Genomic DNA, 20,172 nt, shown 5'->3' with positions numbered 1-20,172 from the left:
AAGGCGCACCTGATGTCGGGGTTGGGAAAGTCTCCGGACGTGCTCAGGGGCTGGGCGGGCCGCTGCCGCCGGACCGGGGCATGGGCCTGGGGCGCGGCGGGTGTGGCCTGCCTCGTCGCAACAGCGCTGGCATTCAGCAGGACATGGGCGGCCGGGAACGTGGCGGCATGGACAGTGGCCTTCGGGCCGACCGCCGGGTGCTGGGGGTTGGCGGTCTCCCTGGTGCTCCGTGCGTGGGGGGCCGCTGGACGGGTACGGATGCGGCTGCTGTTGTTGGGGGGTTCGGCGGTGGCCGGGGGTGTGTACCGGGAGGCGGTCAACGTGCTGTCGTCCCAGCCGACGGGGTCGGCACCGGACGAGCCGTCGCTGCTCGGTTCGGTGGTGGTCTTCGGAGTGACGCTGGCGGTCGGCCTGGGGATGGCGGGTCTGGTGGTCGCGGCCGATGCCGGAACGGGCCGGAGGGTGTTGCTGCGGCGCGTGCTTGACGGGGTCGTCACGGCAGGGGCCGTGTTCATGACGGGATGGGTGCTGCTGCGGGGCGCCAGTGGTGGCTGGCGACTGGGCACGGGGATGGTGGGCGTCCTTTGGGCCGCGGAGGTCTTGTTCCTCAGTTTTCTGTTCGCCCTGCGCCGTCTCGTACGGAGCGACCGGAGAGCCACCCTGTGGGTGGGGATCGTCGGGTTGTCCCTCATGCTGACCGGCGACACCCTGCGCCTGTGGACGGTCGGCCCGCACAGCCCCGAGGCGATGTCCTGTCAGCTGGCGGGCATCTGCAACACCGTGGGCCTGCTGGTGGTCGCCGCCGGCCCTTGGGTGCCCGGTGGGGCGAAGGTTCTGGGCACCGCTCAGCCGACGTTGCGGTGGGGGATGGAGAGTGCGGCAGCGTTCATTCCCTTTACGGTCTGCACGGTCACCGCGCTGGGATACGTGTTGGCGCCTCCCGCCGGTGATCCGGTGCCGGTGCTGGTCGGAGGGATGGCTCTGCTGAGCCTCTGGGCCCGCCAGACGTTCCTGCCGAGTGAGAACACCGGAAACGACGACTGAGTTCCAGTGGGCCGTCATCCCTGTTGCCGCTCCACCGCCGCGCCAAGGCTGGAAAGGCTGCCATGTTGCTCGGGTCGCGGACCGGATTCGGCTTGCAGTTCCATGTCGGACGGGGCACGGGGCTGTTGTGCGTCGACGGTGGTGTCGGAACACCCGGCTGGGGTGCGACATCCGCGCTGCTCCAAGGTGAGCTCCGAGCCGGTCGGTGACGAATCCTTCGAACTCCCGCCCGGCGAAGCCCTTGTCAGCCAGGATCACCTGCCCGGCCCAGATCAGGTGATGATCGGGTTCCAGTGCCACGGTCCGCACCTCTCGCTCGCCGAGCCGACGCCGTGAACGCGGCATGTGAACCGCGAGGAGAAGGATCCATTGACCGCACAACCATGCAGGCCGACATGATCCTGAGGGGATTTACCGGTCCTTCTGAACGGGCTCACGAAACTGCGGACAGAGCCGATAGGGGAACAAATGCCGCAGTCGGGCGTGGGCGCAGCGGTTCCGCGTCCGTCAGCCTGGCGGTCGACCGGATCCGGCGACGAGGCGGCGCATGGTTGTCGATGAGCGTGTACAGGGCCCCAGAAGGGCGTCATAGCCGGAAGTCACTGTTCAGCCGCGCGCGATGGTCTGTTCGATGAGGGCCACGGTGGCGCGGGGATCGTCGACCTCGATGACGAGGCGGTCGTAGGTCTCGGCGTCGGCGAGTTCGATGACGACCGCCTTGTCCGGGTTCTTCACGTCCCAGAAGAGTCGTTCACCGTCACGGCGGAAGCGGCCGGCGGTGATGACACCGGGGAAGTGGGTGCCACCGACGCGGATGCCCTTCGGTTCGCGGGCGATGCCGGGGTCGTGGGTGGCGCCCCGGACGTGGGTGAGGGGGATTTCCAGGCGGCTCTTGAACGTCCAGAGCTTGTCGAGGCCCTGGAATTCGGCGGTCAGCAGGCCGCGTTCGCGGTCGACGGAGATCAGGGCCATGTCAGTGCTCCTTGGGAGAGGGCGGCTGGGCGCGCAGGCGCAGGCGGGCGCCGAGGACGGTGGAGGCGAGTTGACGGGCTGCGTCACCGTGGGTCGGGCGCAGGGCGTCCTCCAGCGCGGTGATGCCTTCCGCGACCAGCGCGGCAACCTGTGGGTCATGGGGGGCGCGTTCGGCGGCGGCAAGGAGGAGAAGGCCGGCGGCCGGGCCGTTGTCGTAGGAGGCAATGGCTGCTGCCAGTGCCTGCGCGGGGTCGGTGAGGGTGGCGATGGCGGCGCTGGTCGGGTGGATTTCGTGGTCGAGGTGGTTGCGCAAGGCGGTCAGATGCAGGCCCCGTTTGGAGCCGAAGACCTTGTAGAGACTGCCTCGGTGGATGCCTGTGGCTGTGACCAGGTCGTCCACCGAGGTGCCCTCGTAGCCATGGGTGGCGAAGAGGGCGGCCGCGGTACTGACGGCCTGATCGGTGTCGAAGGCGCGTGGTCGTCCCATGCCCATGAACGTATGCGATAAAAGAATGATCGGTCAAGAACGAGCGTTCTTTTACGGGAGGCGCAGGGAGGACGGCATTCGCTGTGGCCGCGAGCAGCACACACATCGGACTCACCCATCCAGCCCGCGCCATGGTCAGCACCGGCACCGCCCATCCGCCGGCAACCATCCGACCGCACCCTGAGGCCGGACCGCACAGCGGACGCCCAGGCTTGTCGGACGCCCCCGAGTCTGATTGGGTTCGGCGCGCCGCATACGCGAGAGACGCGGCGGACGGGAGAGAAGAGGCAACGTGCAGCCAATGGCGGAGCAGGACATTCGCGGGCCGCTACCCGACGCCCTCGCACGAGCGATACGGGAGACCGCCGAGGACATCGCCGTGCTGTTGAGCAGCGCACGCGACACAACCGCCCCCGTACCGGATTCGGAATGGACGGTCGGAGAGGCGGCCGCCCATCTGGCACTGGCCAATGAGCTGATGGCCGACCTCGCGGCTGGGCACGAAAGCTCCTACGGGGACGGTACGCCGCAGAGTCTGGCCGCTGCCAACGCGCAGGCCCTTGGCGCGTTCGCGCAACGCGGCGCACAGCCGCTGGCGTCGATGATCACAGCGCAGGCCGACCTGTTCCTCGACGCCGTGGAACGGGCCGCGAAGGACGAGAGCACTACTCACCCGGTGCTCATGACACCGCTTGGCCCGATGGACCGGCAAGTTCTCGCGTCCTACCTGCTGACGCACATGCTGGGCCACGGCTACGACCTTGCTCGTGCACTGAAGCGCCCGCACATGATCGACCGTGACCGGGTCGGGCTGTGCATGCCGTTCATGCTCGCGGTCATGCCACGCGTCGTCGACACCGTCGCCATCGCGGATCTGGCCGTCCGCTACGCCATCCGGCTGCGGGGCGGCGCGGCGTTCGGCGTCAGCCTGGCCGACGGCGCCGTGCGGGTGTCCGCGACACCGCTGGAACGACCGGACTGCACCATCCTGATCGAGCCCGTGGCCTTCCTCCTCATAGCGCTGGGCCGTCTCAACCCATGGCGAGCCATCGGGCAGGGACGAGTCCTGGCCTGGGGACGCAAACCCTGGTTCGCGCCCCGCTTCCCGACTCTGTTCATCGCGCCTTGACACGGACAGAGCGTGTCCGGACCGCGGACGGCCCCCTGCGGGGGCGGGCCCTGGACGTGATCCGCCGCAATCCGCCGCCGTACGAAGGCCGCCCTCTGCCGGGGCTGCGGATCAGCCATGTCGTGGACCTACCGCCCCGACGAGGCGAGGCCGCCTGGCCTTGGCGCGACCTGGGGCGGGACGATCTGACGTCCGTAGTACTGGCAGAACGGACGGAGGCGTCCGTGGACGGACTGCTGCGGCGATACGGCTGACCGCCCTGGATCACTCCTCCGACCCGACCCGACCCGACCCGAGGAGGCGTACGCATTGGCCGCCGTAGTGCTCGTTCATGGCCTGTATCACCGTCCCGGACACTTCGCTCCGGTAGCACAACGCTTACGGACAGCTGGAATCGAGGTCGTCGTTCCCGAGCTCCACCGGGGCTCGTTGCCCGCTGACACAGCCGCGGTCCAGGCCGTCATCGACTCGCTGCCGGAGCCTCCGACCGTGCTCGGTCACTCCTACGGCGGGTCAGTGATCACCGGGGTGCGCGGGGCGGGACACCTGGTCTATCTGGCGGCCTTCGTGCCGGACGCGGGCGAGAGCGCCGCCGCTCTGGGTGGCGCGTCCCTTCAGCTGCGGGATGCGATCACCCCTGAGCCCGACGGCTCGACCAGCCTGGACGCCGACCGGGCCGTCGGCACCCTCTACGGCGACTGTCCCGAACCTCTCGCCGCCTGGGCGGCGGGCCTCCTGCGTACGCAAGCCCCCGGCTGCGGGCGAGGCATCCCGGAGCACCACAGCTGGAAGCGCACTTCCTCCACCTACGTCGTCTGCGCCCAGGACCGGGCCATCGACCCGGGCCTGCAGCGGAAGATGGCCTCGCGCTGCACCGACACGCGCGAGTGGCAGACGGGCCACTCACCGTTCGTAGGACAGCCGGATCTCGTCGTCGAACTTCTGCGGGAACTGCTCGCCGTCAATACCTGGCGCCAGCCAGGTGAAGGGGGCACGCCTGCTCGTTGACGCGCTGTCGGGGAAGGCGTCCGAGGTCTCAACCCACATGAGTAGAAGCCGCGTCGGCGCCGCCCAGGCCCACACGACAGCCGGGCTGACTCCTCCCACTCGCATTGCCGACATGGGCCCGCCCACGACCCGTCCGGCACCTGGAGTACGCCGCGCAGCTCCAGGTCCGGGCGGCGAGTCCCGCGACGTATTGCACCCGGCCGGCTCGCACTGTCCCGGCAGGCGGTTCTCAGTCGTCGCCCTCCTGAACGGGGAAGATGTCGTCGGCGAGCAGGCCGTGCGCCTCCTGGTGCACCGCGCCGGCGGTCTCCGCAGAGGGGGCCTCGATGAGGCAGAAGACCTTTCCCTCCGGTTCGTTGACCCAGTAGCGCAGATAGCGGACCCCGAACCTGTCCTGCGTCTCCAGGTCCGCCCTGTGAGCCATTGCCGCGTCTGCCGCGGTGACGCCACCGCTGATCGTGTGGACGTCGAGGTACAGCGCCATGGTTGCTGCGTCATGGCGCGGGCGGCGGACGTACCGACATCGTGTGCGGCTATCTGCACAGTGACCATCCGCTGTTCAACCCTGCCCTCACGGCGCTGCCGCCCCTCTTCGTGATGCGCCTGCCCGAGGGGCCGGCGGCGACGTGGATCCGGTCGAGCATCGACTACGCCCTGACATCCGGTTCCCCGGTGCCGGGCACCGACCGGACGGCGAATCCTCGCCCCGGTGCTGGCGCGCATGCATGCCGCGCCGGGCCACCACTGGACCGTTCAGCAGCTCGCCGCCGCCGTCGCGGTGTCCCGCTCCACACTGGACGAGCGCTTCCGCCAGGTCCTCGGCCGCTCACCGATCCGCTACCTGGCCGAGAACCTGCTCGTCACCACAGAGCATTCGGTGGCCGCCGTGGCGCACAGGGTCGGGTACGCGAGCGTGCCGGCCGGAGCCGCCCTGATCCCGGCTCCCCGAGTCCTTCGCCGGTGCTGCCACAGGCAAGCAAGGGCAGTGACCCTGGCGCCTCAACCCCGCGGGCGCTGTGAGCGTTCACAGTGAAGTTCGTTCTTCCTCTTGCCAGCAGATCGCGCCTCGGGTTATCTACCTCTAGATCAAAGGTGTCAACCGACGACCCGGACTGTGTACGTTCACGGATTTGGTTGGCGCCAACCCGCCGATCCCCCCGGAGCAAGACATGCCTTCCTCCCCGTTCGACCACTGCCGCGCGCATGTGGGGTGACGTGAAGTCCGAGCAGCGGCAGCGCGGGCTACGGCAGGAGGGCATCGAGCCGACGGGGAAGACGGGCGTCGGCCGCGAAGGTCGCCGACCAGCTGGCCGGGGGTTACGGCCGGTGCCCCACCGACGTCCCGCGGCAGGTCCACCCGCCTGAGCCTCGTGGAGGATGACGAGCCGGGCGCCTTCCGTTTCTTTCGTGAACCACACCTGCCACGGCTCGCCGACGGGTGCCGATGGCAGATCCGACCGGGTGGCGCAGCAGTACGCCGCCGTACAAACCCCCGTCCCCTCTCCGAGTCGCCCCTGAGAAAGGACCCCTGAGATGCGCAGACGCACGATTCTCACCGCAGCCGGTGCCACCGCGCTGGCAGTACCGACCATGAGCGCCGCACCGGCCTTGGCGAGCACCACGACGGACAGTCCCTCGCCTCGCTGCCTCCCCATCCGTGCGATGGACATCTCCTCGTTGCCGAAGAACGAGGACCACGGCGCTGTCTACCGCCGCGCCGACGGCCGACTCGACGACCCGGTCCACATCCTCGCCAAGGCGGGCATCACCCACGCCCGGCTGAAGGTCTGGGTGGACCCGGCAGACGACTACAACAACAAGAAGCACATTCTGCCCCTGGCCCGCCGCCTGAAGCGGGCGGGCATCCGCCTCTGGATCGACTTCCACTACTCGGACAGCTGGGCCGACCCGGCGCACCAGACCAAGCCGGCTGCCTGGGCCGACCTGGACGTGGCGGGCCTGACCAGGGCCGTCTACGACCACACCGCTGACGTCCTCGGCGCCCTCAAGCGCCAGGGCACGCCCGCCGACCTGGTGCAGATCGGCAACGAACTCAACGGCGGGATGCTCTGGCCGACCGGCAACTGGGACCACTGGGACAACCTGGCCGCCTTCCTCAAGGCCGGCCTGCGCGCCGCACGCGACACCACCCCGCGCATCCGCACCATCCTCCACCTGGCCAACGGCGGCGACAACGGCCTGTACCGCTGGTGGTTCGACAACGCCGTGTCCTACGGCGTCGACTTCGACGTCATCGGCCTGTCCTACTATCCCTTCTGGCACGGCTCCCTGGACCAGGCCGCTGCCAACATGGCCGACATCACCGCCCGTTACGGCAAGCCCTGCGTGATCGCCGAGACCGCCTACCCGTTCTCGCTGAGCAGCGAAGACGAGACCAACGACATCATGAACAGCCCCTCGCAGCTCACCGCGGGCTACCCGGCCACGCCCGAAGGGCAGGCCGCATGGCTGCGCGCGGTGGCCGACCTGGCGGCCGCCGTCCCCGACGGCAAGGGGCTGGGCTACTGCTACTGGGAAGGCGTGTGGACGTACCGCGCCGGCAGCGGCTGGAACCCGGAGGACCCGACGTCGGGCAACGCGTGGGAGAACCTCGCCCTGTTCGACTTCGACGACAAGGCGCTGCCCGGGCTGCGCACCCTGGGCCACTATCGCTCCTGACCCCGCCCCGGCGGGGACTGCCCCTCGCATGCCGACAGCTCCGTATGCGCGCAGGCTCAGGTCCGCCGGCGCCCGCGACGGAGGCCCTGCGGAGCCAGGGCCGGCGCAGGAACCCCGGCGGGGGACTCCTGGAGCAGTCGGTCGAAGTGAAGACGAGTCACCCGCCCGAGGCGCAGCGGCGTAGGTATTTCTCTGCACGCCTCATGGCGCGATGAGTAGACGTACTCATGCCGCCGCATCACGACCCGTCCGAGGATGGTGCCACCTCAGACACCAGGAGCCAGCAATGTCCGCACTGCACACGTTCGCCAGCCCGTCGCCGGACGCCCCGTCGGACGCCGCACGGACGAGCCCCCGACGCGCACGCCGTCGGCTGCCCGCCGTCCTCGCGGCCGGTGTCGGGGTCGCGCTGATGGCGTCGGCGTGGGGTGCCAAGGACCCCACCACCTGGGTGCTGGAGACGGTGTGGGTGATGGTGGGTCTGCCGCTGGCGTTCCTGCTGCGCAAGCGGTTCCCGCTCAGCAACCTGTTGTGCTGCCTGCTGGCGGCGCACGCCCTGGTCCTCGTCGTGGGCGGGCACTACACCTACGCGGAGGTGCCTGCGGGTGACTGGGTGCGCGACTGGCTCGGACTGGAGCGCAACCCCTACGACCGCCTCGGCCACCTCACGCAGGGCTTCGTCCCGGCGATCCTGATCCGGGAACTCCTCATCCGCACCTCGCCCCTGCGCGGCAGCCGTTGGCTTCCCCCGCTCACTGTCTGCGCCTGCCTCGCCTTCAGCGCGGTCTTCGAGATGCTGGAGTGGGCGGCGGCCGTGACGGGCGGACAGGCCGCCGACGCGTTCCTCGCCACCCAGGGTGACGTGTGGGACACCCAGTGGGACATGTTCTGCGCCCTGATCGGCGCCACATGCTCGCTGCTGGTCCTCAGCCGCGTACACGACCGCAGCCTCACCCGCCTTGCTCGTACGACCTTGAATCCGGCCGGTTCCTCATCGGCCTGAGCGTGCTTCCGGGGCGGAGTCTGCCGTCCTCGTCCAGATCGTTCAGCACGGCGGGCAGGCCGTTGCGCAGCATCTTCCGCCGCACGTGCCCCAGGATCCGGGTCATCAGGAGCCCGCCCGTACCCGTGAAGCCGGTGTGGTCGTAGGTGAAGCGCGTTCCTGAGCCGTGAGGTTCGATGCGGTAGGCAACCTCGGCGGTCTCACCGCCGCCGTGGTCGGTCCACGAGTAATCGCAGCAGCCGGGGCTGGTCCACCTCCAGCACGACGCAGTCGACGATGCCGCTCCAGCCGGGCCTGGGCTTGGCGATGAACTGGAACTGCGCGCCGACGGTGGTGGTGAATCCTTCCGGGCGTGCGCCGGCTCCGGTCGCGGTCCACAGCTGTACGAGCCCAGGGTCGGTGACGGCGTGCCAGACCTTGGTGCCCGAGACTCCGCAGGCCTGGGCGATCTCCGATACGCGGACGCCGTCGAATCCGCGCTCCAGGAACATCTCTACTTCCCCACCAAGGAATCGCTCATCCTGCACCAGGGCGAGTCCACGCTGGCCGCCCTGCACGCCGGACTGGGCGACACGGACTGCTCGGTGGGCCGAGGCGGCGTTGCGGATCCTCTCCGACGAGTTGCGAGCCATGACTTCGTGGATCGCTGCCCAGGACGACCCCCACCAGGCCGCTGCCATGATCAGGCGCTTCGGCGCACTGGCCAGGTCCACGCCCTCGCTCAGGGCCTACCACCGGGACATGACCGACCGGCTCGTCACGGCCGCAGCCGAGGCACTGGCCCAGCGCACCCGCAGCAGCCCGGACGACCCGGAATCGCAGATCGAAGCCGGCCTGGCCTCCCTCGAAGGCGCCGCACCGACCCCCTGAGGCACTGGAACTGCTCCCCAGCGCTGTTCCGACGGTCGCGCGTTCCCTCCTTGCGGGCCGGTCGCCGCGCGCAGGATCATGCGCAGGGCGACGGCCGCTGACCGCCGCCCGGGCTGTCGGAGGGGGAGGGGCGGGACATGGCTACCGGCGGGTGATCTCTTCCTTGGTCCGTTCGGCCTCCGACCGGATGTCCCGCATGACGTGGGGCTTGAGGTTCTTGCGGTCGAAGATCTGCGTCATCTCGTCCATCACCTCTGTCGCCCGTTGCGGATTGCCCGCTTTGGCCTCCACCAGTGCCAGCCGCCGCATCACCTGGCCGAGAGTGATGTTGTCGACGCCCTCGTCACCGGCGGACAGTTCCACCACCGTGCTGAGCTGCCTGATGCCCTCCTCGGTGTTGGCGTGATGGATGCGGAGCTCCTTGCCGGGGGTGAGGTTCTTGAAGTCCCTGGAGACGCCGAAGCCCTTGACCATGCGCGCATAGACGGCGAGCGGGTGCTCGGGGTACTGGTCCAGCACCTGGTCGAGGGCCTGGTTTCCGGACTCGAGACTCTCGGCGCGGGAGCCGAGCAGGGAGAAGAGCGTGCCCTGCTCGTCGCCGGACATCATCAGCTCGGCGACATCCTCGTCGGCCTCGGTCAGCGGCCTGCGGACCGTGAGCCGGTGGACGGGGGAGAACACCCGGGAGCCGTCCGACGCGTGGTACTGCGCCCGCAGGTGGTACTGACCGGGTTGCTGGAAGTAGAAGCCGTCCTTGCCGTAACCGACGTAGGCGCTCTCGTAGACCGCCGGCCGGTCGGCGTCCAGGACCGTCCGGTCTGCATGGTCCGCGCAGCGGATCAGCGGCGGCCGGTAGGTCCTGGTCTCGCCGGAAGGGGTGCGGATGGCGACGGTCACGAATCCGTCCTTGGGGTGCAGTCGACCATGTGTGCTGCGTCCGCGCAGATCGGTGCTTGCCAGTTTGATCTCCACGACGACCGGTTCGCCGAACCGGAACCTTCCGCTGGACCGCAGTTCCAGGGCGAGGCCGGAGTTGTCGACGACGGCGTCGTCGAAGAGGTCCGCGTCGACCTCGGCCGCACCGACACCGAACGGGTTGCCGCCCATGACCACGTCCCGGTAGAAGCCGTGCCGCAGATGCACGAGTTCACTGTCGGTGAACTGGAAGGGGAACGCGGCCCAGTAGGCGGCCCGGCCACCCGGCGCCGGTGGCGGGGGCTGGAATCGCTGCGCGTAGTTCATCCAGGACAGGTCCCCGTAACCGCCGTTGGGCCCGAGCGGTTGAGGCGGTACGGCCCCGTCCTTCTGCCACGAGTGCATCAGGTTGAAGGCGTGACCGAGCTCGTGAACGTACGTGCGCAACTGCGCACGCTGGTCGGCCGGGTCCTCGCCCTTGATCGCGTCGTGGAACACCGCACAGCCCTGTCTCTGAAAGGCCCCGCCGTGATCGAACATGATGCCCCGGGTGTCGTCGTCGACGTACGACGTGGCCACCAGCTGCCATACCTGCCACCGAAGGGCGTTCCGCCAGAGGCTGAAGTGGTTGACCATGGCGTTGTGCAACTCCGCGTCGTCCCACCGTGCGTCGGTTCCCGCGGCACCGACGGCGACGACGTCGGGAGCCCCGGCGATCTGCACCTCGATCCCCGCCTCCGCGTACGCGGCCGGCACGGTCAGGACACGTGCCGTGCTCGACGGAGGCTGCGGCAGGGACCCGGTGTCGTACAGGACGAACGGGACGGTCCCCGCCACGGAGTCCTGTTCGAGCTGGACGCTGCGGAAGTGCGGGGAGACGAACGCGCACAGGTAACTCGCGCTGGGGCTTGCGCCGTCGGTGGAGAACTGCACCGTGGCTTCGCCCGGGGTGGGTCCCGCGGCCGTACCCCGGACGATGCTCACCTCCACCTGCGGGGACAGGACGGGGAAACTGAACTTCCCCCGTCCGGCGAGCTTCACCAGACCTTCGGTGACGGCGACGGTGAGTGTCTCCACGACGAAGGAACCGACGTAGTTGGTGGTCGCCCCGCTGGTCTGGAAGAAGTCTCCGCTGATCCGCATCAGCGGCCGCGGGCCGTCCACGTCCACTCGTAGATCGAGCTGTGTTTCGGCTCCCGCGCTGCGGAAGCGCCCGCTGACCATGGTCGCTGCGGCCTGATCGGCCGACCGCGACACGGCCTGCGCTTCGAGTCGCGCCACGCGAGCCCTGAGCTGGACCATGTCCTCGGCCTCCGGCTCCACGAGCACGGCCTCCGCGGCGCCGCCCTGCTCCGTCCTGTGGGGCAGCGTCAGCCCTTCGAGATCGTTCCTCCTGGCCGGCCGCACCACCCCGTCCAGCGTTGTGGGATCCAACATGATCGACATGGGTTCTACCTCCTTGTGCGTGGTGAGACCGGCGGCGAGGAAGCCCTCTGTGGAGCGCTGCGAGCGTCGTGAAGCTGTACGGCACGTGGTCGCCCCCGGCGTGGACGCCGGGCGTCGCGTACGGTTCCTGCCCGTCGAACTCACTGACCGCCCGGGGCTCGTTGGCGACTCGCTGTCGGCCGGGATGTCGCCGATCGTCATGACGTCCTCGTGGGGGATCGGCGGGCCGACGTCCGCCAGGCGACCGACCGGCGCGACGTACGAGGCGATCCCGGAGTCCTCCAGGCCCTCACGGACCTGCCTCCGCGTCTGCTCACGGACCTCGCCAGAGGACCCCGGACCGGGAAGGGCGGGTCCGCCACGTGTGACGGGGACTGTGCCGTCACGGGCGCAGTCGGGGCCCGGCGCATTCGCTGTGCCGCCGGGGCTTTCGGGAGCCGTGTTGATCTCCACCCGCGGAACGCCCCTGATTCCAGTAAGCGTCGCACCCGCGACGATGTCAACCGGGCCATGGGCGACATCTGGCGCCGCAAATCCGCTGGTTGAGTTGTCAATTAGACAGTGCGCCAGCCCTTGGTCCCCACATTGATATTTGCTATTGCGATTAGTGGCGTGTGCCAGGGCGGGAGCGAGGACGCGCCCTGCCGGGTCGTAAGCCCCGGGCCTGAACGGCAGGGTGTCCGCCGTGTTCCTGCTCGACGCCGTCGCGGGCGTCTCCCGCGGCTGGGCAGACCCGGGGGCCGTGTTCTGGAACGGCTCACTGTCCATGAGCTGCCGTCACCTCGTGGTCGCAGCCTGGACCGAGGCTGGCGGCCGAGGTGGAAAGACCGGCTCAGGGGCGGTGCAGGGTGACGACCGAGGGGGTGTCAGGGTCTCCCTTGACGACGAACAGTTGCGGCCGGTCGGCCGTGCCGGCCGCCTGCCAGTCGCGGAGGGCGCCGCAGCCCTGGATCGTGAGCGTGATGCGGTCCCGCGGTCCGCCGTGGGCCGGGCGGCCGGCCTCGGGCTGCGGCGCGAAGGTCCACGTCCCGGTGCCGTCGCAGGAGTCCCACGGCCCGGCGTTCTCGTCGACCAACGGCAGGTTGATGCCCTCGGCCTCGCCGTTCTCGTCCAGTCGCAGCCGGTACGCGCCACCGCCGCCGTACCAGTCCCCGACGTACGCGCTCCGGTCGAGCCGGGGCGGCTCGTAGGCGTGCCAGTGGGTCCATTGCTGGAGGCACCCGCCGACCACGGTGAGGAGCAGGGCCGCTCCGGTGACAGCGCCGATCCGGGCCGCCATCGCGCTCCACCCCAGCGACCGGTGGTGCGCGTACCAGGCCGCCGTCACCGGGAGGAGTCCGGTGCCCGCGATCCAGGCCACCGTCCACCCGACCGGGACGTCCCACACGGAGGCGGCCCACGCCGTGTGGGCCGCGGTGACCGCGGCGGCCCCGAGCGCCGCTCGCAGCGCCGCCCACGGCGGAGCCGTCAGGAGCCGGGCCAGTGCCATGGCGGGCAGGGTGAACAGCAGCCAGTGCAGGTACCCGGCGAGGACCACGAGGAGGAGCACCCGGGGGAGCCAGGTGAGGGCGCCACCGGCGAAGCCGATGCCGTGGTCGTCGCGCATGCCGGCGGTGGCGAGGAAGACCGCTCCCGCGACGACGAGCTGCGCCATGAAGGCCAGCTCCGCCCCGGTCGCCAGGTACGACCATCGTCCGCCGCGCGCTGGAGCGGCCGCCTGCGGACCCGGCTGCAGGCCCGGATGCGGCCCGTACGTCTCTGTCATCCCGATGTCCCCCGCCCCGAATTGAACGTGTTCAATTACCGAGGACCATACACCTTTTACACGGTGTCAGGACATCGACCCCGTCTGCATCTCCCGGACCGCGGCCGGATCCGCGTCTGCGGACGTGGAGGCCGCAGCGGGCTCGACAGGGTGCGACCCGCGCTCGCGTCGAAGGTTCGCGCGATGACCGAGGGCGCTGAGGAGCGGACTGGTCATCAGCGTCGTGATGACGGCCATCAGCACCAGGACGGTGAACAGGCGCTTGTGGATGACGCCCGAAGCCAGGCCGAGGTTGAGGGCGATGAGTTCGGTCAGGCCACGTGTGTTGAGCAGGACGGCGACGGTCGCGCTCGATTGCCGGGACAGGCCACCGAGGCGGGCACCGAGGTATCCGCCCCCGAGCTTGCCCGTGCAGGCGACGGCGCAGACCACCGCGAGGAGCACGAAGTCGCCGAGGCGCAGCGATCCGACGTCGAGGGCGAGGCCGGTGGTGATGAAGAACAGCGGGAGGAGCAGGGATTCGACCGCGTGGACGGAGGCGGTCAGGAAGGGAAGGGCGGGGCGATCAGAGCTTGGGCCGGAGCCTGGACCGGAGCTTGGAGCGGAGGAGGTTGGATCCGGGTGGGGCATGGCGGCACCCGCGAGCAGACCGCCGAAGACCGCGTGCAGTCCGAGGGCGGTGGTCGCTGCCGCCGCACCCGCGGCGAGGGCGAACGCGACGGGTAGCTGATAGGGCGTCGCGGCGGAGTCGCGCATCCAACGGCCCAGCAGGGGCCTGACGACGCCGAGCAGCGCCGCGGCGAGCACGAGCAGCAGGACGAGCCGCAGGCCCACCCGCTGTACCCCTGCCCGCTGCCCGCCGGTGGACACGGCGCCGAGCGTGATCGCCGCGAGGGCGAGCCAGGCCAGCACGTCCATCAGGCCCGACGAGGCCAGCGCCACGGTACCCGCGCGCGTGCCGTCGAGAGCCCGGTCCCGGACGATCGCGGCGAGCACCGGCAGCGCGGTGATGGAGACGGCCACCGCCATGAAGAGGACGAAGGTGCCGCTGCCGGCATGCGGTTCTCCGGCGGCGCTGAACCCGGCGCGCCCCAGCACGGCCATGGCCGCACCGAGGCCCATCGGCACCACAAGGGCGCCGATCGCGACCCCGGCTACGGCGGGACCGGCCGCTTGGCGGCGGTGCGCGGTCAGTTCGTGTCCGACGGAGAACATGAACACCGTCACCGCGACCTGCCCGAGCATGCCGAGGTACGGCAGGACGTGCGCCGGGAAGAGCCTCGCGGTCGGATCGCCGGGCAGCCGGCCGAGCAGGCTCGGGCCGAGCGCGATCCCGGCCAGGATCTGTCCGATCACCGGGGGCTGCCGCAGCGCACGTGCCCCTGCACCGAACAGCGCGCACGCGAACGCGGCCACGCCGAGCGCGGCGAGAACCGCGGCGGTCGTCGAGTCGTCGGGCATCGTGGACCCGCCTCCTTGGGTGATCACAGTGCACGTACCGGGCGGACGACCGGGCAGGTCAGGTCAGGTGAGGGCAGGCCGTCATGAGGGCGTCGGGGCGTTGGGCGGGAGTGCCTCGGTGGGCACCTCTGTCTCGGCGCGGGACGGCGTGTCGGAGGCGGCCGCCGGGACCGTGACGGGGCGGCCGCCCCGGAAGCGGTAGCGGGCTCTACGTACCGCCGTGTCCGCCGCGTCCAGCAGGTATCCGTACACGAAGATCGCGATGACGCCATGAGTGCGCAGGTTGAGAACCCACTTCAGGCGTGTGTTGACGCTCATCGGAATCCAGTGCGTCAAGGGGCGACGAGCCGAAGGCCGCCGTAGCGCCGCGGGCGCGATCCGGTCGAGCGGCGAGACGTCCACGACGCGTGTGGCGCGGGCCGTGAACACGCGCCACAGCCGCGGCAGCGGACGCGCGATCGAGATCTGGCAGTGGAAGCCGGGGACCTCACTGCCGTGGTCCAGCCGCCACCGCGCCCGTTCGGCGATCTTCCGTTGCACGTGGGACTGGACGCGTTGCACCGTCTCCGGAGGAAGCCAGGCCCAGGGCTGGGACCTGCTGTAGAACAGGCGCTTGCTCAGCCGGCGGCGCAACCGCTGTTCACGCGCGCCCTCGCGCTTCGTCTCGCCGTCGGTCTGCACGAGCCAGGTGGCGAAGTCCGAGCGCGCGGTCCCGGTCGACCAGAGCACGACCAGGTCCGCCAGATGCGTGAGCAGGAAGTAGCGCGGGTCGTGGATGGCCCGCGTGAACTTCTCGCGCAGCATGTTGCGGATCATCAGCCAGTCCTGCCGCGCGTTGCGGTTGATCCGGTCGATGTACGCGTGATCGAGCGTGCCGCCGCGCACCTGTGCCTCGATGACGTTCGTGAGGTGCCACAGCTGCTGGCAGGAGAGGCCGATGCCCTGGCTGTAATAGGCGTCGATGATCGAGGAGGAGTCCCCGACCATGCCGTAGCCGTGCGGGTGCACGAACGTGTCGGTCATGTACTGGGTGTTGCGGTACATCCGGAACTCCAGCAGCCGCTGCTCGGTCAGCACGTCGCGCAGCACCGGATAGCGGTCGATCAGACCGAAGAATTGCTCGCGGGGCTTGTCGCCGGGCAGCGGGGTGCGCTGGTCGAAGATCACGCCGACGCTGATGCGGTCCTTGGACAGACGGATGACCCAGATCCAGTAGCCCTCGCCCCACAGGTGGACGGTGTACTTGTCGCGCGGGGTCGATCCGCCGTTCGGGTCCTTGTACTCCCAGACCGGCGCGAACTGTTCGTCGGTGACGTCCGTGAACTGGCCCCAGATCGAGGTGGTCTGGAATCCGTCCCGCGCGATGATCTCCTTCTCGACCGCGTGACCGAACTTGCGCGCGAGCATCCGGTTGCGCCCCGAGCAGTCCACGATCCAGTCGGCGACCACCTCCCCGGTGTCCGAGGCGTCGTGGTTCCTCCAGGACACCGTGTTCGGAGCGTCCGCCTCGACGTGTACGTCCACGACGCGTGCGCTGTCGAGGAAGCGGATCCGGGGATGCTCACGCACCGTGGCGCGGATCTCGTCCTCGGCCTCCGGGCGCACGATCTGCTGGTCCACCGCCAGGCAGCGGAACCACAGCTTGTCCTCGGCGCTCCGGTAGAGATAGTGGTCCCGGTGGTCCTCCGACTGCTGGGTGAGGGTGTGCTCGCTGAGGGGCGCGATGCTCCATTCGCTGCGCGGGGCGAAGCTCTCGGCGCCCTCCATGCCCTCGGTGAACCAGACCCCGAGCTTGACGAAGCACTCCTCGTCGAGGAACGTGTCGAGTCGGCCGATGGTGCGCGGCAGGGCCGTGGACACCAGGAACGACTCGCCGACCTTGAAGCTGCGCTTCTGGTGGACGATGTCGTCGATCAGCACGACGTCGATGCCGCGCTGCGCCAGCGACAGGGCGGTGAACATACCGATCAGCCCGGCCCCGATGACCACGGTTTCCGCACGCACGGCTTCCGCACGCACGGCTTCCGAACGCACGGGTTCCTGCGGCGCGCTCACAGCCGGCCTCCCAGCAGGTCGAGGGCGCGCCGGGTGTCCCCGTCGAACGCGTCGCGGACCGGCAGCCAGCGCTCGAGCACCCGCACCGCGGCGTCGGCGGCGTCGCCCGGGAGACCTTCCTCGCGCAGGGCATCGGCACAGCGCGTGAGCTCGGGCCCCCATCGCCAGGCGCGGGACGCGACGCTGGGCAGCATGTCGTCCTCGAGTACTTCGGTCAAAGGCGAACGGGTTATCAACGAGGCCTCCCCGACGAGGGGTTCGATGACGCCGTGGGCGTCTGCGTATGCGTAGGCGATGCCGGCCAGCACGTAGGCGGCCTTCTGATACGTGGCGTAGGACGTCTTGAGGGCTGAGGCGGCACCGAGCGCACCGCCGGTCTCCAGCGCCCGGATCCCGGTTCCCTCGAAGAGCGAGATGATCCGCGCGACATCGTCCGTGTCACCGGCGAGGTGCAGCCGGACGCCCGGAGCGTCCTGGGGGCAGGGTCCGATGATGCAGCCGTCGACGACGCGGACGTCCGCCGCCGAGAGTTTCCCGGCCAGGTCGAGCAGCACGCCGCGGGTCGTGCCGTTGGCGTCCAGGAACAGTCCCCGGAAACCGGTCTCGACGACCGCCGCGGCGACCCGCGGCGCTGCGTGCGGCGGGCAGATCGAGACGATCACGTCACTGCGCGCGGCGAGTTGCGCGAGGTCGTCCACCGCCTCCAGGCCGAAGTCCTCGGCCCGTCGCGCCGTGGCGGCGCTGCGCTCCGCTCGGCACCACAGCACACGGTGACCCGCGTCAGCCAGCGCGCCGCCGAACCCGCCGCCCATCCGGCCGGGGTGGAGCAGGCCGACCGTCGCGGCATCGGCATGGCTCATCCGTGCCCTCCTTGTGAACCGAAGTCCGTTGCACCCAGCAGTACATGACGCGAAAACGGAACTCGATCCTTTGAATCCTTCGGCCACACGGAAGCTTGCGCAGACAGGAAATTCGGCTACACCTTCCCGGGACTCCGCGCTGGGCCGACCGCCGTCGTTAGCCTCGGACCGCGTTGGCCGCCCACGAATGTGCCGGCAGCTGGCATCACTTCAGGATCAGAACCGGAATCACTTCAGGATCAGCAGGGGAGAACATGTCGAGCGACTTCGCATCCACCGTCACCCGCGGCGCGTCACGGGCCCGCCGGTACCTGAGGGACCACGGCCTGCCCTACAGCGATGAGATCGAACTCAGCTCCTCGGGAGCGGAGTTCACGGACGGCGGGCACTACGGCGTCGAGATCCCGGTCGTCAACAGCTTCAAGGTGCTCGACGCGACGCTCCGCCTGCTGCAGGCCGAGGGACTGCCGGTCACCCGTTTCAACGAGACGCTCGGCGCGATGCTGCTGTCCGACTCCGAGGTCAAGGACATGCTCGAGCTGTGCCGGGTGAACGGCGTCGGCATGGTGTTCGCGCTCGGCCCGCGCCCGGAGTACGACCGCAAGGCGGCCTTCTACCGCGGCGGATTCGGTGCCTCCCAAGGGCGGCGGATCAACAACAACGACGCGATCGCGCAGAGCGTCGAGGAGGCGTACCGGCTGACCGAGCTGGGCTGCCGCGGCCTGATCGCGTACGACCTCGGCGTCATCAGACTGCTGTCGGACATGCGCGCCGCCGGCGAGCTGCCCGCCGACCTCATGCTCAAGGCGTCCTCGCACTGCATCGTGTCGAATCCGATGACCTCGCGGATCTACGCGGAGAACGGCGCGGACAGCGTCACCACCACCCACGACCTGGGGCTCGCGGTGCTCCAGGAGATCCGTAGGGGCTCCCCGGAACTGACCATCGATCTGCCGACGGACGTCTACGGCAGCAAGGGCGGCTTCATCCGTTTCTACGAGGTGCCCGAACTGGTGCAGATCTGCGCGCCGATGATGCTGAAGATCGGGGCGAGCGCCCAGTCCCACCCGCACGACCCGGTCAACGAGAACACCATCCGCCAGCGCGTCCAGCGTGTCGCGCTGTGCCTGGAGTACCTGGCCAAGTCCGGTATCGAGGCGAAGTACATCAGCGACCTGTCGCCGCACCGCTGCGTGCCCGCCCAGGCATGAGACTGGTCGACGCGCAGGTCCACATCTGGGGCGCCGACACACCGGCCCGGCCGTGGCCCGCCGGTGGCGTGGCGACCGCCCACCGTGCCGCGCCGGTCACGGCGGACGAGACCCTCGCGGTGCTGGACGCCGCGGGGGTGCACCGCGCGGTTCTCGTACCGCCGTCCTGGGAGGGCGACCGCAACGATCTGGCCTGGGCGGCCGCGGTACGGCACCCCGACCGGCTGGCGGTGATGGGGCGGATCCCGCTGACCGGACCCGCGAACGCGGAGCTGCTGGCCCGCTGGCGGGACCGCCCGGGCAGCCTGGGCGTCCGGATCACGCTGCACCGCGATCCATGGCGGGCCCAGTTCCGCGCCGGCGACCTGGACTGGTTCTGGACCGCGGCGAACGCCGCCGCGCTGCCGGTCATGGTCTACGCACCCGGCATGAGCGCGGCGCTGGGCGAGGTCGCCCGGCGCTTCCCGGACCTGCGTCTGATCGTCGACCACCTGGCCGTGCCGGTGGACGCCAGGGCCCCCGAGGCGTTCGCACACCTCACCGACCTGATCGCGCTCGCGCGGCATCCGCGGGTCGCGGTCAAGGCCACGGCAGCGCCCTGCCATTCGCGGCTGCCGTTTCCGTTCCGCGACCTCCACGAGCCCTTGGAGCGAGTCTTCGACGCCTTCGGTCCGCGCCGCATGCTCTGGGGCAGCGACTGGACCCGACTGCCGTGCCCCTACCGCGAGAACGTCGAGCTGTTCACCGCCGCCCTGCCGTTCCTGAGCGCGGCCGACCTCCAATGGATCATGGGGGACGCGGTCCTGGACTGGCTGGACTGGCCGACCGACCCATCGGGGGACCCGACTTCCGACTCAGTACGAGGGTGCGGGGTTGCGCGGCCGAAGCCGTAGGAAGTCGCTGCCGAGCTGTGGGCTGTGATCGAGCCGCTGTCACCGAAGGTGGAGTTCAGCGCCGCCACTCCTCCGCTGCCCGTCGATCCGACCCTCTTCAAGGTGCAGGGGAAGGACCACGGAGACGCACGAACCGCCCAGGTCCTCCACATGGACGGCGGGAGTCCCAGGCCCTTCGTCGTGCGGCTGGAACCTGACGCGCACCCGTAAGCCGTCGTCACCGTCCGAGAGGCTGATCAGTTCCACCGTGCAACCCTCCGCTCTGCCCGCCTTCGTCCGCCAGGGCTCATCGTGCTGAACCAGACTCCCGTCACTCCAGCGGTCCGGGCCCTGAGGAACCAGGCCCGCCCGCACGGATTCGGGTCGAGCGGGGC

The 20,172-nt window shown here is 69.9% G+C and carries 19 protein-coding genes and 2 pseudogenes; 11 read left to right on the top strand and 10 right to left on the bottom strand.

Annotated features, from left to right (window positions below; all coding sequences use genetic code 11):
• The first annotated feature begins 258 nt into the window (after positions 1–258).
• Positions 259–1,044: a hypothetical protein gene (locus ACYQ8Q_RS01160; RefSeq protein ID WP_460060875.1), complete on the top strand. Its 786-nt coding sequence runs from the start codon at positions 259–261 to the stop codon at positions 1,042–1,044.
• Positions 1,045–1,227: 183 nt separating this feature from the next.
• Here ACYQ8Q_RS01160 and ACYQ8Q_RS01155 read toward each other — a convergent pair.
• The 3 genes and pseudogenes from ACYQ8Q_RS01155 to ACYQ8Q_RS01145 all read right to left on the bottom strand — a co-directional run.
• A pseudogene (locus tag ACYQ8Q_RS01155) lies at positions 1,228–1,371 on the bottom strand (IS982 family transposase); the annotation flags it as partial.
• Between the two features lie 279 nt (positions 1,372–1,650).
• Positions 1,651–2,016: a hypothetical protein gene (locus ACYQ8Q_RS01150; RefSeq protein WP_460060873.1), complete on the bottom strand. Its 366-nt coding sequence runs from the start codon at positions 2,014–2,016 to the stop codon at positions 1,651–1,653.
• Position 2,017: 1 nt separating this feature from the next.
• A complete protein-coding gene (locus ACYQ8Q_RS01145; protein WP_460060870.1) occupies positions 2,018–2,503 on the bottom strand; it encodes a TetR/AcrR family transcriptional regulator in 486 nt (161 codons plus the stop codon).
• Positions 2,504–2,804: 301 nt separating this feature from the next.
• Here ACYQ8Q_RS01145 and ACYQ8Q_RS01140 point away from each other — a divergent pair, with 301 nt between their 5' ends.
• Genes ACYQ8Q_RS01140 through ACYQ8Q_RS01130 form a run of 3 tightly spaced genes read left to right on the top strand, consistent with a single transcriptional unit; the run spans position 2,805 to position 4,640 of the window.
• Complete coding sequence (locus ACYQ8Q_RS01140; RefSeq protein ID WP_460060868.1) at positions 2,805–3,632, top strand: maleylpyruvate isomerase family mycothiol-dependent enzyme; 828 nt, start codon at positions 2,805–2,807, stop codon at positions 3,630–3,632.
• On the top strand, positions 3,629–3,886 hold the full coding sequence (locus tag ACYQ8Q_RS01135; protein WP_460060866.1) for a hypothetical protein: 258 nt from the start codon (positions 3,629–3,631) through the stop codon (positions 3,884–3,886). The genes ACYQ8Q_RS01140 and ACYQ8Q_RS01135 overlap by 4 nt, the downstream gene beginning before the upstream one ends.
• A 55-nt stretch (positions 3,887–3,941) precedes the next feature.
• A complete protein-coding gene (locus ACYQ8Q_RS01130; RefSeq protein ID WP_460060864.1) occupies positions 3,942–4,640 on the top strand; it encodes an alpha/beta hydrolase in 699 nt (232 codons plus the stop codon).
• Between the two features lie 229 nt (positions 4,641–4,869).
• Here ACYQ8Q_RS01130 and ACYQ8Q_RS01125 read toward each other — a convergent pair whose 3' ends face one another.
• Positions 4,870–5,124, bottom strand: a complete 255-nt coding sequence (locus ACYQ8Q_RS01125; protein WP_460060863.1) for a DUF4242 domain-containing protein — start codon at positions 5,122–5,124, stop codon at positions 4,870–4,872.
• Positions 5,125–5,126: 2 nt separating this feature from the next.
• Between ACYQ8Q_RS01125 and ACYQ8Q_RS01120 the strand changes: the two are divergent.
• The 4 genes and pseudogenes from ACYQ8Q_RS01120 to ACYQ8Q_RS01105 all read left to right on the top strand — a co-directional run.
• Positions 5,127–5,285: pseudogene (locus ACYQ8Q_RS01120) on the top strand (cupin domain-containing protein); the annotation flags it as partial.
• 76 nt (positions 5,286–5,361) lie between these two features.
• Complete coding sequence (locus ACYQ8Q_RS01115; RefSeq protein WP_460073124.1) at positions 5,362–5,673, top strand: helix-turn-helix domain-containing protein; 312 nt, start codon at positions 5,362–5,364, stop codon at positions 5,671–5,673.
• Between the two features lie 629 nt (positions 5,674–6,302).
• The gene (locus ACYQ8Q_RS01110; RefSeq protein ID WP_460060861.1) at positions 6,303–7,319 is read left to right on the top strand and encodes a glycoside hydrolase family 53 protein; all 1,017 of its coding nucleotides are present in this window, start codon (positions 6,303–6,305) and stop codon (positions 7,317–7,319) included.
• Between the two features lie 286 nt (positions 7,320–7,605).
• Positions 7,606–8,322, top strand: a complete 717-nt coding sequence (locus tag ACYQ8Q_RS01105; RefSeq protein ID WP_460060859.1) for a DUF2238 domain-containing protein — start codon at positions 7,606–7,608, stop codon at positions 8,320–8,322.
• A gap of 200 nt (positions 8,323–8,522) precedes the next feature.
• Here the strand turns inward: ACYQ8Q_RS01105 and ACYQ8Q_RS01100 are convergent, their stop codons facing one another.
• A complete protein-coding gene (locus tag ACYQ8Q_RS01100) occupies positions 8,523–8,954 on the bottom strand; it encodes a hypothetical protein (RefSeq protein ID WP_460060857.1) in 432 nt (143 codons plus the stop codon).
• On the opposite strand from ACYQ8Q_RS01100, the gene ACYQ8Q_RS01095 reads away from it, so the two are divergent.
• Positions 8,953–9,192, top strand: coding sequence for an acyl-CoA-like ligand-binding transcription factor (locus ACYQ8Q_RS01095; RefSeq protein ID WP_460060855.1), 240 nt, complete (start codon positions 8,953–8,955; stop codon positions 9,190–9,192). The two genes, ACYQ8Q_RS01100 and ACYQ8Q_RS01095, sit on opposite strands and share 2 nt — an antisense overlap.
• A gap of 141 nt (positions 9,193–9,333) precedes the next feature.
• On the opposite strand, the gene ACYQ8Q_RS01090 is transcribed toward ACYQ8Q_RS01095, so the two are convergent.
• The 5 genes from ACYQ8Q_RS01090 to ACYQ8Q_RS01070 form a co-directional block, all read right to left on the bottom strand.
• Complete coding sequence (locus tag ACYQ8Q_RS01090) at positions 9,334–11,553, bottom strand: hypothetical protein (protein ID WP_460060852.1); 2,220 nt, start codon at positions 11,551–11,553, stop codon at positions 9,334–9,336.
• An 832-nt stretch (positions 11,554–12,385) separates the two neighbouring features.
• Complete coding sequence (locus tag ACYQ8Q_RS01085; RefSeq protein WP_460060851.1) at positions 12,386–13,318, bottom strand: hypothetical protein; 933 nt, start codon at positions 13,316–13,318, stop codon at positions 12,386–12,388.
• Between the two features lie 66 nt (positions 13,319–13,384).
• Positions 13,385–14,779, bottom strand: a complete 1,395-nt coding sequence (locus ACYQ8Q_RS01080) for a cation:proton antiporter (RefSeq protein ID WP_460060849.1) — start codon at positions 14,777–14,779, stop codon at positions 13,385–13,387.
• Positions 14,780–14,860: 81 nt separating this feature from the next.
• Positions 14,861–16,783, bottom strand: a complete 1,923-nt coding sequence (locus ACYQ8Q_RS01075) for an NAD(P)/FAD-dependent oxidoreductase (RefSeq protein WP_460060847.1) — start codon at positions 16,781–16,783, stop codon at positions 14,861–14,863.
• A 47-nt stretch (positions 16,784–16,830) separates the two neighbouring features.
• Positions 16,831–17,694, bottom strand: a complete 864-nt coding sequence (locus ACYQ8Q_RS01070) for a DUF1932 domain-containing protein (RefSeq protein ID WP_460060844.1) — start codon at positions 17,692–17,694, stop codon at positions 16,831–16,833.
• Positions 17,695–17,948: 254 nt separating this feature from the next.
• Between ACYQ8Q_RS01070 and ACYQ8Q_RS01065 the strand changes: the two genes are divergently transcribed.
• Together ACYQ8Q_RS01065 and ACYQ8Q_RS01060 are read left to right on the top strand one after the other, a co-directional pair.
• Positions 17,949–18,905, top strand: a complete 957-nt coding sequence (locus tag ACYQ8Q_RS01065) for a hypothetical protein (protein ID WP_460060842.1) — start codon at positions 17,949–17,951, stop codon at positions 18,903–18,905.
• The gene (locus ACYQ8Q_RS01060; RefSeq protein WP_460060840.1) at positions 18,902–19,798 is read left to right on the top strand and encodes an amidohydrolase family protein; all 897 of its coding nucleotides are present in this window, start codon (positions 18,902–18,904) and stop codon (positions 19,796–19,798) included. Before ACYQ8Q_RS01065 ends, ACYQ8Q_RS01060 begins: the two co-directional genes overlap by 4 nt.
• Positions 19,799–20,172: the final 374 nt, after the last annotated feature.

The sequence above is a fragment of the Streptomyces sp. YKOK-I1 genome (genome assembly GCF_054660435.1).
This window is presented reverse-complemented; position numbering and strand designations above follow the sequence as displayed.